10 protein-coding genes are annotated in these 12,671 nt (G+C 34.5%); 7 read left to right on the forward strand and 3 right to left on the reverse strand.

Annotated features, from left to right (window positions below; translation table 11 throughout):
- Positions 1-247 precede the first annotated feature (247 nt).
- The 5 genes from ACGH46_RS04050 (at position 248) to ACGH46_RS04070 (ending at position 5,176) form a co-directional block, all read left to right on the forward strand.
- Positions 248-1,198: a tetratricopeptide repeat protein gene (locus tag ACGH46_RS04050; RefSeq protein WP_411596745.1), complete on the forward strand. Its 951-nt coding sequence runs from the start codon at positions 248-250 to the stop codon at positions 1,196-1,198.
- Between the two features lie 306 nt (positions 1,199-1,504).
- Positions 1,505-2,500, forward strand: a complete 996-nt coding sequence (locus tag ACGH46_RS04055; protein WP_255556881.1) for a peptidase U32 family protein — start codon at positions 1,505-1,507, stop codon at positions 2,498-2,500.
- A gap of 152 nt (positions 2,501-2,652) precedes the next feature.
- Positions 2,653-3,531 (forward strand): U32 family peptidase, encoded by an 879-nt coding sequence (locus ACGH46_RS04060; RefSeq protein ID WP_411596746.1) that lies wholly within the window; start codon positions 2,653-2,655, stop codon positions 3,529-3,531.
- Positions 3,500-4,711: a cysteine desulfurase CsdA gene (gene csdA / locus ACGH46_RS04065; RefSeq protein WP_411604274.1), complete on the forward strand. Its 1,212-nt coding sequence runs from the start codon at positions 3,500-3,502 to the stop codon at positions 4,709-4,711. Before ACGH46_RS04060 ends, csdA begins: the two co-directional genes overlap by 32 nt.
- Positions 4,712-4,780: 69 nt before the next feature.
- Positions 4,781-5,176, forward strand: coding sequence for a SufE family protein (locus tag ACGH46_RS04070; protein WP_267350271.1), 396 nt, complete (start codon positions 4,781-4,783; stop codon positions 5,174-5,176).
- 49 nt (positions 5,177-5,225) lie between these two features.
- Here the strand turns inward: ACGH46_RS04070 and dolP are convergent, their stop codons facing one another.
- A complete protein-coding gene (gene dolP, locus ACGH46_RS04075) occupies positions 5,226-5,804 on the reverse strand; it encodes a division/outer membrane stress-associated lipid-binding lipoprotein (RefSeq protein WP_267358932.1) in 579 nt (192 codons plus the stop codon).
- Positions 5,805-6,033: 229 nt separating this feature from the next.
- Between dolP and ACGH46_RS04080 the strand changes: the two genes are divergently transcribed.
- Positions 6,034-6,732, forward strand: coding sequence for a DUF1266 domain-containing protein (locus ACGH46_RS04080; RefSeq protein ID WP_267379613.1), 699 nt, complete (start codon positions 6,034-6,036; stop codon positions 6,730-6,732).
- Positions 6,729-9,404, forward strand: coding sequence for a hypothetical protein (locus tag ACGH46_RS04085; protein ID WP_411604275.1), 2,676 nt, complete (start codon positions 6,729-6,731; stop codon positions 9,402-9,404). The genes ACGH46_RS04080 and ACGH46_RS04085 overlap by 4 nt, the downstream gene beginning before the upstream one ends.
- Positions 9,405-9,479: 75 nt before the next feature.
- Here ACGH46_RS04085 and ACGH46_RS04090 read toward each other — a convergent pair whose 3' ends face one another.
- Together ACGH46_RS04090 and xseA are read right to left on the reverse strand one after the other, a co-directional pair.
- Positions 9,480-11,150, reverse strand: coding sequence for a molecular chaperone HscC (locus ACGH46_RS04090; RefSeq protein ID WP_267358938.1), 1,671 nt, complete (start codon positions 11,148-11,150; stop codon positions 9,480-9,482).
- Between the two features lie 185 nt (positions 11,151-11,335).
- Positions 11,336-12,667 (reverse strand): exodeoxyribonuclease VII large subunit, encoded by a 1,332-nt coding sequence (gene xseA / locus ACGH46_RS04095; RefSeq protein WP_411604278.1) that lies wholly within the window; start codon positions 12,665-12,667, stop codon positions 11,336-11,338.
- Positions 12,668-12,671: the final 4 nt, after the last annotated feature.

Below are 12,671 nucleotides of genomic sequence, written 5' to 3' on the forward strand. Positions count from 1 at the left end.
AAATAATGTTTTGATACGTTAATAATTTATCAAAGAGACTAGCTGCTACATAAATAATTCCTATCAACATATCATTCACTTATCACTAACATTATTTTTGATTTTCACCGTATGCATTGCTAAATAATTTTCACATATTACAAACTTATTTAATAAAACTTTATTAAAAGACGATACTTATAAACCATTATCGATGTAATTTGATACAATATATTTGCTATAAATTGTTATAAATAGGAAAAAATGGATGAAGAAATTAATATTAATTTTATGCTTATTTTTTTCAGTAAACAACCCCATTTTTGCTGATGAAAATCAAGAACTTAATTATAAGGATGAGTACAGAAAAGCCACTATCCAAAATGATGCAGAAGCACAATTTCATGTAGGTTATATGTATGAAAAAGGCATTGAAGTTGAGCAAAGTTATACCAAAGCAGCTCAATGGTATGAAAAAGCCGTAAAACAAAATAATGAAAATGCCTCAGTTTATTTAGGTTCCTTATATTTGAATGGTTTAGGCGTCACTCAAAATTTAGATAAAGCAAAAAAACTGATTGAAAAAGGCGCATTGAACGGTAACAGTAGTGGCGAGTTTTATATGGGACTTTTTTATGATTTAATTGCTCAAAAGCCAAAAGCAAAAGGAATCGAATCCAATTTAAAAAATGACGCAATCAATCAAAATTATATCATGGCTAGAAAGTGGTATGAAAAAGCATTAAAGCATGGAGAACCAGCTGCGGCCGGAAATCTTGGTGTTTTGTATGAAGCTGGAAGAGGTGTCAAACAAGATGACGTCAAAGCAAGAAAGTATTATGAACAAGCCGTAAAAGGAAATGCCATTGTTTCAAATAATAATTTGGCTAACTTTTATTATCTTGGAAAAGGTGGATTGAAACAAGATTACGTAAAAGGTAGAAAATTAGATGAAAAAGCAGCGAAAAAAGGTTACGTTGAGTCACAATTCAAATTAGGTTGGCTATATTTTAACGGAAACGGCGTTAAACAAGATTATCGGCAAGCCCAAAAATGGTTTGAACTGGCTGCTGAACAAAATCATGGTGAATCACAATACTATTTAGGACTTATTTATCAACAAGGACTGGGACGAGAAAAAGACATTAACACAGCTAAACATTATTTTAAGCTGTCTTGCCAAAATACTGGCGATGAAGACGCCTGCCAATTACAATAATCATACGTTGTATTGTTATTCAGTCGATAAAATCACCTTGATTTTTCTCTTCATCAGTCGTTATCGTTAAGGTGATTTTGTCCTATTTTAAGTACAAAATAAAAGAATATTTATCATGATTGACCAACTGCAATTTGTGAGCAATAGAGTTAGTATTCTGGCAATTTTCCTGACAGTTAGTTAATCTATTTAATCCACACTATTGTTACTTTTTTCATCGCATACTTGGCTTTCTAGTCGCTTTAAATTGGGAATTATTGCATAATACACGACGTATAAATTACCGAACTTAACTTAGGAATTATTATGGAACTTCTTTGTCCAGCAGGTTCATTGCCATCACTTAAAATAGCCATCGATAATGGTGCTGATGCCGTTTATATTGGTTTAAAAGATGATACCAATGCGCGTCATTTTGCTGGTTTAAATTTCAATGAGAAGCGATTAATTGAAGCCGCTGATTATGTACATAAACGTGGTAAAAAATTGCATATTGCGATAAATACTTTTGCACATCCTGAAAATTTTCAGCGTTGGCAACATGCGGTTGATACCGCGGCTAACATTGGTGCTGATGCGTTAATTATTGCTGATCTTGCTATGCTTGATTATGCTGCCGAAAAGTACCCTAATCTTGAACGCCATGTTTCCGTTCAGGCCTCATCAACCAATGAAGAGTCAATCAAGTTTTATTATAATAATTTTCAGGTTCATCGTATTGTATTGCCTCGTGTTCTGTCTATGCATCAAGTTAAACAGTTATCAAAAGTTTCTCCCGTCCCTTTAGAAGTTTTTGCCTTCGGTAGTTTATGTATAATGGCTGAAGGTCGTTGCTATTTATCGTCTTATTTAACAGGTGAATCACCTAATACGGTTGGGGCATGTTCTCCAGCTAAATTTGTGCGATGGGAAGAGACTGACAAAGGTCTTGAATCTCGTTTGAATAACGTATTGATTGATTGTCATAAAAAAGGTGAAAATGCCGGTTATCCAACCCTATGTAAAGGACGTTATTTTGTTGGAGAACAGCTTTATCATCCAATTGAAGAACCAACCAGTTTAAATACCATTGAGCTATTACCCGAGTTATTTGCTGCCAATATTGCATCGGTCAAAATTGAAGGGCGTCAACGCAGTCCAGCTTATGTTGAGCAAGTAACCAAAGTATGGCGACAAGCAATTGACCGTTATAAAGCAAACCCACAATCATTTCAAGCTGAACAACATTGGATGGATACATTAGGCTCTGTGTCGGAAGGAACACAAACGACATTGGGTGCTTATCACCGTAAATGGCAATAATTGAATATTTTAGACTTTAAATTCATATTATTGGAAAAGACACTTATTAAAAATAAAGTGGCATTAATTTATATTATTGAATTTATTTAATAAAATATCATTTAAATGATTTGATAAATGATCTAACATAAATCAATATAGTGAGCAAAACTATGAAATATGCATTAGGCCCAGTGCTTTATTATTGGCCTAAAACCGAAACAGAAGCTTTTTATCATGCGGCAAAAGAAAGTGAAGCCGATATTATTTATATGGGCGAAACAGTTTGTACTAAACGCCGTGAAATGAAAGTCCCTAACTGGCTTGAATTAGCTAAAGAAGTCGCTAAATCAGGAAAACAAGTGGTGCTTTCAACGTTGGCTTTGCTTGAAGCTCCATCTGAATTAAATGAATTAAGATTACTCGTTAATAATGGCGATTTTTTAATTGAAGCCAATGATTTAGCTGCAATTAATATCGCTCAAGAAAATAAATTACCTTTTGTTGCCGGCCCTGCAATTAATTGCTATAACGCATACACGTTAAAATTATTACAAAAACAAGGTATGGTACGTTGGTGTATGCCCGTTGAACTTTCTCGGGATTGGTTAGCAAATGTACTAAATCAATTTGATAGTCTCAATATCGAGCGAAATTTTGACGTTGAAGTTTTCAGTTACGGTTACCTGCCGTTAGCCTATTCAGCTCGTTGTTTTACGGCACGTTCAGAAGATAAACCCAAAGATAAATGCGAAACATGTTGTATCAAATACCCTGTTGGGCGTGAAGTGTTTTCACAAGAACAACAAAAAGTGTTTGTTCTAAATGGGATCCAAACACAAAGCGGTTATTGCTATAATTTAGGTAATCAACTCAAAGAGATGAAAGGATTAGTTGATATTGTTCGTATTTCACCACTTGGGTTGGAAACATTGGATATTGTGAAACAGTTTAGAGCGAACGAAGAAGGATTAAATCCGCTACATATAGAGCATAAACGAGACTGTAATGGGTATTGGAATGGAATTGCAGGACTTGAACTTAACCAGTAAAAAGTTTTCTTATCAAAAGTTTAGAGCAGAATTTCCTGCTCTGAACAATGAAAACGTGTATCTTGATTCAGCCGCAACATCACTCAAGCCCCAAGCGATGATCGATGCGACGCTGGAATATTATGCACACAATACTGCAACTGTTAAACGCAGTTTGCACCCTAATGCCTTACAAGTGACTGAAATAATAAATCAAGCTCGGCAAAATGTCGCTGATTGGATTAACGCTTCAACGAGCAGTGAAATTATTTGGACAAGTGGTACGACCGAATCCATTAATCTTATTGCACAAAGCTATGCTCGACCTTTGCTAAAAGCAGGTGATGAGATTATTGTCAGTGAATTAGAGCACCATAGCAATTTATTGCCATGGCTAATTGTTGCAGAGCAAACGGGAGCCAAAGTAATTAAATGGTCATCGGTTATTGATGATCTGACTTCACTTCTATCAGAATGCACAAAAATTGTCGCCATTACACAAATGTCCAATGTGACAGGATTTTGTCCGGATTTAGCAGCGATTAGCCAAATCGTTCACCAATATAATGCCATTTTAGTGGTGGATGGTGCTCAAGGTATTGTTCATCATCCCATTGATGTTGATAAACTTGATATTGATTTTTATGTATTTTCAGCGCATAAATTATATGGTCCAACAGGACTCGGTGTATTATATGGTAAACAAATTTTGCTTGAGACTATGCCCGTTTGGCATGGTGGAGGTAAAATGCTAAAAAGTGTCTCTTTCGATCACTTTATACCTGAGCAACATCCGTATAAATTTGAAGCAGGCACACCCAATATCGCCGGAATACTAGGCTTTAATGCAACGTTTGAATGGCTAAAACGTTGGGATTTTAATCAAGCACAATTATATACCGAACAATTAGCCGATTATGCAAAATCACAACTTAGTAAACTAACCAATATTCAATTTTACAGTGTAAATAATAGTTCAATCATCACATTTAATATCCACAATATTCATCATAATGATATTGCTATCTTATTAAGTGAACAAAACATTGCAATACGCACTGGTGAACTTTGTGCTCAACCATTAATGCAAAAGCTAGGTTGCCAAGGTGTCATTCGTCTTTCATTGATGCCTTATAATAACAAACAAGATATCGACCGTTTTATAATTGCATTACAACATGCTATACAAATCTTGGATTAATTGTATTATCACCAGCTTTTGTTAACTTTAAATATTTATCATTATGTAAACGACAAATAGGTCTATATTATGCTATCGCAGCAAACATTAACGGAATTATTATTGAAACAACAAAACTGGCAAGATCGTTATCGGCAAATCATTGCGTTATCAAAACAATTGCCTGACTTTCCAGCCGATTTAAAAACAGATAGTAACCAAGTCAATGGTTGTGAAAATCGAGTTTGGCTTACTTTTCAAAAACAAGCTGATGATACTTTTATTTTTCAAGGTGATAGTGAGGGTCGAATTGTTAAAGGGTTACTCGCAATTTTACTTATCATTGCAAATCATAAAACAGCGAAGCAAATTCAGGCTATCGATTTTCAGTTTGAATTAAGTAAACTTAAAATTACCGACGAGCTTAGTCAATCTCGCCTAAAAGGATTAGATAAATTAATAGAGCGAATTCAATCAGTTAATTAGAATAATAAAAGGGCGAAATATCTTTCCGCCCTTTCATCGATTTCACTTTTTACTTATCTAAATAAGTAAAAAGTGTGATAACTTTTTTAACACCAGCTACTTTACTGGCAACAACTGCAGCAGCTTTACCCTCTTCAGGTTTGACAATACCAATTAAAAAGACTTCGCCATTTTCGGTAACGACTTTAATATTTCTGGCTTTTGTTGCCGAATTTAAGACTAATTGTGATTTAACTTTGGTTGTAATCCATGCGTCATTGGTAATGGTTCCTGCACCAACAGACTCACCGATACGAATTTGATTAAATACTTTTTTGACACCTTCAACTTCATGAGCAAGATTTTCGGCTTTCATACTCTGTTCATTATTTGCTTGTCCGGTTAAAAGAATATTACCGTCATAAGCACTCGTTGAAATACGTGAACCAATAAAAGCTGATGTATTTTCTTTTAATTTCATACCCATTCGTGAATTCAGCGTTGTATCATCAACTTGAGTCCCGGTTGTACGCGGATCTGAAGCAACTTTGGCTGTAGCCGTTGCACCGGCTCCAATTACCGCAGCAACACAGCCTTGTAACATCAATGAGCCAGACATTAATATTACCGTTAAGGCAATTTTTCTCATTATAACTCCTTCATTTATGGCTTAGTAATGTGTAACTTATGACAAAATAAATTGATTTTATTATGCCTTGCACAAAGTAATTTGCAAAACAATTTTACTGTTATTCATAATAATTATTGTTTATTTTTTTAAAAATAATAAACGAAAAACAGTAAAACAGACTGACGTCTATTTAAAAAATCTGTTATCTTTATACACTAAACTATGTATTGATATTTTATAGGCTAATATGGAACAGGATTATATTGATTGGCTATATGGTTTGTCAGCGCCAATGGTAATATTAAATAAAAGATATGGAGCAAGCTATACCTCACCTTTTTTTTATCCTAACGATGATTTTATAGATTTGAAAGAGAGTTGGGAAATAGATTCTCGGGAAACTTTACTTGATTGCGTTTTCACCATGATTGATGATGGACATGCACCATTATTATCTGAATTCTATTCTAAATATTCTCAATTGTCTGAATTTGATTGGCTCAGCTTTTATGAACGTCAAACTGATTATCATAAAGTGATACTTAAATTTGTTGAGCAAACATTTCCTATCTGTAATATTGCAGGAATTCGTAGTTGGGATTATGCTCGGATGGCCTATCTTCTACGACTTGGCACGACGAATAAATATGTCACTGAAGAAGAATGTTTATGGATTTTGCATAGAATTGGGTTACGTTCAACATACTTTTATCAATCTTGGCAACACTACCTTGTTAGTTGGTTTATTGGTTTACAATATTGGAATAATTTACAGATTAAAGACGATTTAGAAAAATTACGCTGTGAATTATCCCGTCCATCTAACGTCACATCCATGGCAAATTTATATGAAGACAAACAAGCACCCTTTAACCGGTTACCATGGTTTATTGATATTGAGAAATTTGAAAAGCCAGAATCATTAAGGGAGTATGATTGGTTATGAATGAACATATTTGGCAACTACTCGAAATAGAAAAAACGACGGATACTGTCGCAATACGTCAAGCCTATCGAGCCAAGTTACCCTTTTATCATCCCGAAACAGACCCGATTGGATTTAAAGCTTTACGTGAAGCTTATGAGTTTGCAATACAGTATGCACAGTCAACCGAACAAATGGATGGGCAATCACAACAAGAATCACAAGAGCAAGCAGTCACTCACCCCCTTACAGAAAAACAAATCAAAGAAAATGAAATTTATACTGCTTATCAAGCACTTTTGAACGATCCACAACGGTGTTTTAACGCCGATGAATGGCAAAAATTTATTAGTTCATTTTACGATTACCCAATGGCAATCATTGATTCGGTAAAATGGCGTCTATTAGAAATAAGTTATGAAGCAAGCAATGTATCAAACGCTTGTATCAAACTGTTAGCGGATAATTTGCGTTGGCGCCAACAACTGAAAATACAATCTCCCAATCAATCTGAAAGGTATGATATCTTTTTAAATCATATTGAGAGTGAAGATTTATTTGACTATACCCTGTTACCCCCCACAAACAGAGCTCTGCAAGATGCAACGATAAATTATATCGATTATACCAAATGGTTATTTTACGAACGTAGAAGTAGTGATCTTTATGACTTTTTATCACAAGATACCGTCATCTATTTACCCAATGATAAAAGCTTAATGCTTCAATTTGCTAATTGGCACTGCGTTGCAAGAATACCTAATCAAACCTTATTAGATTATGCGTTGAAATGCATCACTCAAGATGATCAAGATGAACATATCAATATCGAATGGAAATATATTGCAGCAATTCAATATACTATGCTTGATAAAAAACATGAGTCTTTACAGGCTTGGCTTGATCTTTATAACTCAGGTCATTATCAAGAAAAAGCAGCCAGTTGGATAGCGGGCTGGTGCTCACATTATGCTAGTGATTATTTTCCATTGTTAATTATCGCATTGAATAACTCTTATTGTATCGCTGCAGAAACATCAGAAACTTACCTTTACGCAGTTCCTCAGTTAACAGCAACAACGGTTGCACGACTAGCACAAATTGATCCTGATGAGTATTCCCCTGAAATTGCAAGTTTTATCAAATGGTCGTTAAATGTGAGTTGGAATTATCGTCAAATTCTTGCACTGTTGTTACTTGATGACGGTACTAATCGTTTATATCGCTTATATCGTCATGCCATTATGTTACGACATGGTAATCAAACTTTATTACAACAAATTATTGATGAACAGAGTAAAGATGACTTTGAGTATTTTATTCTACAAAATTTACAACGCCAAGCTCGGCAACATTTAACATGGCTTGAACAAATTCCACCCGTCAAAGAATTTAAAGCTTGGTTGTATGATAGTGATGAAAATACGCCCATTCCAGATAAATTTGATCCTAACTTGAATGGGTACGAACAATACTATGGTCGTTTATGGTTGGATAGATTCGATGCCATTCCGGAGCGTGCCAAAAAACATCTTGATAATTTTTCGCGTTATGCAAATATAGAGATGTTTGACTGGTTTATTTTCTTAGAATCTGAACATTATTACCAGTTTCCAACTCCACCTGATTCATCGTGTGATAAAAACGTTTATTGGGAGTGGTATCGTCAATTTATTTTGACGATGGCTATAATTAATCAACCCTACGAAACAGCAAAATATCTTCGAAAAGAAAATAATACGTTTAAATTAACCGATGATGATCAAATGCTTCCAGTGATTAATATTTTCAAATATGGAAACTGGCAAAATAAAACTGAGCTCTATAATTTAATGGATAATAATAGTGGGTTAATCAATAGTATTTTAATCAATTACCCAGATTCAATCGAATCTGATATAGACTATCCTGAAAAAATTGATTTAAAAGATATCGAAAATAAAATCGAACAATTGTGGCAAACCAAATTTGCCAATCAAAACCCTTATTATTTAATGATATTAAATGCCATTTTGTTATATAAACCTGAACAAAATCTGAAATTACAACAAACGTTAAATAAAATTGCAGGTGATAATGGTGATTTACAAAAAATCGCAAATTCGCTCGAAAAACAGTGGTTATTTCCATCTTCAGTAAATAAAGATATATATCAACATAATGATCTAACGGCTAGAATAATATATCTTAAAGAATGTTTAGCCAACTACTGTGGTCTAATTGAAGAAGATGATATCGAGATGTTAGAAGGGCTAAAAAATCATTCAGACAATAATATGATATTACGCTTATGTGCCGCCTTACTTTTAGCTAGAAATCGTGAAAATCAAAAACAAGTTGATGCATTATCTCTACCTGAAAATAAATGGTGGCAATTTTGGCGTTTAAATGGACGAACAAATCGTAAAGGATTTTGTAAACAAATTTTTTATAGTCTGTTAATTATTGGTTTTTCTACCTTATTTCTTGATAGATATTTGTCCGAAGCATCAATATATAACGAAGTTTCAAAATTTGCTTATATGATTTCGGGAATAAATATTATTTTCGCATTAAAACGACGTGCAAATGATAATTATTTAGGTGAACCAAGTTACTTCATTATTTATACCCTATTTTTACTGATATTATTACCTTTCTGGAAACCTAGTTATAAAAAAAATAACCGATATGGACCGCCTGTGAAGGAATAGATAAACTAGTGTATAAACTTCCCCTTTTATATCAATAATAAAAGGGGAGAAGTTTATAAATACTACTTTGAATAATTATCTATCAAGATCTTTAAGTTCAGACTCAATATCACAACGAAACTCATTAATTTCATCTGGATTTTGACGATTTAATACATCAAGAAATGCTTCAAGATAAGATCCAATTAAATGACGTTCATCACCAAGTGATTGCGCCCATGCACGTTCCAATCTAGCTAATAATGTACGATTTTGCATTTGATCTCGGGGATGAATTTTCAGTGATTTTAAACGTTCATGACTTTCCTGTTTTTGTTGTTCTGTTAACCCTATCGGGCTATGATCGATTACCTTGCCGTGTTGCTTACCTGTTTCAAGTACCACAACATCGACCTCTAATAATCCATTTAAATCATAACTGAAACGAATATCAATCCCTTGTATTTTTTCCATAGGCGTTAAAGGAACTTCAAACTCATCAATTAACACATTGTTTTCAACACGTGGATTTTCGCCTTGATAAACGGCTATAGAAATCAATTTTTGTTGTGGACGACTAGTATAAAAAGTCTTCACTTTGGAAGTTGGTACAATTGTATTGCGTTCAATAATGGGGGAAAATAAGCCATGAACATTATCCGACGCACTTTCAATACCTAATGTGTAAGGACAAACATCGGTCAAAATAACTTCTTCCACATCTTTATTACGCAATCGACAAGCTGCTTGTACTGCAGCACCTTGTGCCACAATAGTGGTCGGATTAATATGGCGATAAGGTAATTTGCCAAATAATTTGGTAACCAGTTCACGCACAACGCCCAATTGAGACGAACCACCCACTAACACAATATGTTCTAGTTGATTCGGCTTCAACCGAGCGTCACTTAACGCTTGCTCGATCGGTGCTCGAAGGCGATTTAATAATGGCAACCAAATCATTTTAGCTCGATTTTCGTTAAGCTCAAATTGCCACTCTTTATCTTGCCAAAACCAAGTTAAGTGTTGCATCTGTTCGCCGTTTAACTTGCATTTTAACTGTTCAGCTAAATCAAGTAATCTGGCATAATCATCGGCTGAAACATCTTGCTGTTTAATATTCCATTCACTTAAGCAAGCTTTAACAATATCATGAGTAAAATCTTCTCCACCTAAATAATTATCGCCCGCCGAAGCATGGACTTCGATTATTGGCATAGAGTATTCAAGTACGGTGACATCAAATGTTCCCCCACCCAAATCAAAAACTAATGTATTACCGGATTGTTCATCATGCAAGCCATATGCCATGGACGCTGCAGTTGGTTCATTAATTAAACGTACCGCGTTTAATCCAGCAAGTTCAGCTGCAAAACGGGTTTGTTTGCGCTGCTCATCATTAAAATAAGCAGGGACAGAAATCACCACATCATGAATGTTTTGTTTTAGAAAAGCTTCAGCATCAGCTTTTAAAGATTTTAGGACAATTGCAGAAAGTTCTGTTGGCGTAAACTTCTTATCGCCTAATTCAAAAACTTTATTTGATCCTAAAAAACGTTTAAATGCTGATGCACTTTGATTGGGATGAGTTGTTAATCGTGATAACGCTGCTCGACCAACTAAAATGGATCCATCTTCATCAATACTTATTGCTGATGGTGTTACCACTTCTCCAATTGCGTTGGGAATCAGCGTCGGTTTACTATCTTGCCAAACACAAATTAAGCTGTTTGTTGTACCTAAATCAATACCTATTGGGGGATGCATAAATCGTCTATTCTCTTATGTACTTAAATATTATTAGTTATTAGTTATTAAAAAAATTTTAAACGCAGTATTATATACTGTATTACTATTTTAATGACAATTTTATTTGATTAAAATAATCAGTATACTTTATTGTATAAAATTGAAGTTTAGTAATATGATTTTTATCGTAATAATTAATTATTTTATTTCACCTCAGTAATTTGACTGACTAAAATCCCTTCTTTTAACTTTGTTGTGATACATTCACCCACTTTCACTTGTTGACTATTACAAATCACATCATCATGTTGGTTAGTGGTAATTGAATAACCCCGCTCTAACGTTGCCAGCGGACTTAAGTTATTAAGTTGTGATGTTTGTAAAACAAATTGATGTTGCGACATTGCTAATTTTTGTTTAATCATATTAATCAGTTGCTGTTGCTTTTGATATAATGTCTGACCATAAAACGTGATGTGATATTCTGGCGAAACACTCAATAACTTTCTATCTAATCGATTATATTGATTAGTAAGTTTAAGCAAATATTGTTGAATATTTTCATATAACGCATGTCGATAAGTAATGAGTCGATTTAATTGTTGAGATAGCTTTGCTTGGGGATGTTCCGCTTGAAGTCGATGAAACCATGTATTCAATATTTCGCGTTGTCTTGTTAAGTAATAATCCATCGCCATCGATAAATGTTGTTCTTGTATCAAAATTCGCCGAATCTGTTCTTTATTGTCATGACTAACAAGCTCTGCGGCAGCGGAAGGCGTCGCTGCTCTCACATCAGCAACAAAATCAGCTATTGTGAAGTCAATTTCATGTCCAACTGCACTTACAATAGGTAGTTGACTAGCAAATATCGCTCTTGCAACCACTTCTTCATTGAATGACCAAAGATCTTCAAGCGATCCACCTCCTCGCCCGACAATCAACACATCACACTCTTGACGTGCATTTGCTATTTGGATCATCTTGGCAATTTGACCAGCAGCTTCTGTACCTTGAACTTGGGTCGGATAAATAATTACCTGTAAACTGGGATCTCGGCGTTTTAAAATCTGACAAATATCATGTAATGCTGCTCCAGTAGCTGAGGTGATGATACCGACAGTACGAATATTTTCCGGTAAACTTTTTTTATAGATAGGATCAAATAGCCCTTCATAAGATAGTTTTTGTTTTAATTGCTCAAATTTTTGTTGCAGTAATCCTGCACCAGCCGGTTGCATTTTATCAATGACTAATTGATATTCTCCACGTGCTTCGTACAATGTCACCATCGCTCGAACTAAAACTTGTTGTCCATTTTGCGGTGTAAATCCTATTCGAAAATTACTATTTCGAAACATCGCACAACGCACTTGGGCAGCATCATCTTTAAGCGTAAAATACCAATGCCCTGAAGATGGACGAGAAAAATTCGAAATTTCGCCAACTAACCAAATTTGACCAATCGCATCAGAAAGTAGATCTTTGACCATTTGATTAAGATCTTTTACCGATAAAATCGAATTATTCAACATGTAC

The organism is Gilliamella sp. CG22 (genome assembly GCF_046635725.1).
GTDB classification, from domain to species: domain Bacteria; phylum Pseudomonadota; class Gammaproteobacteria; order Enterobacterales; family Orbaceae; genus Gilliamella; species Gilliamella apicola_I.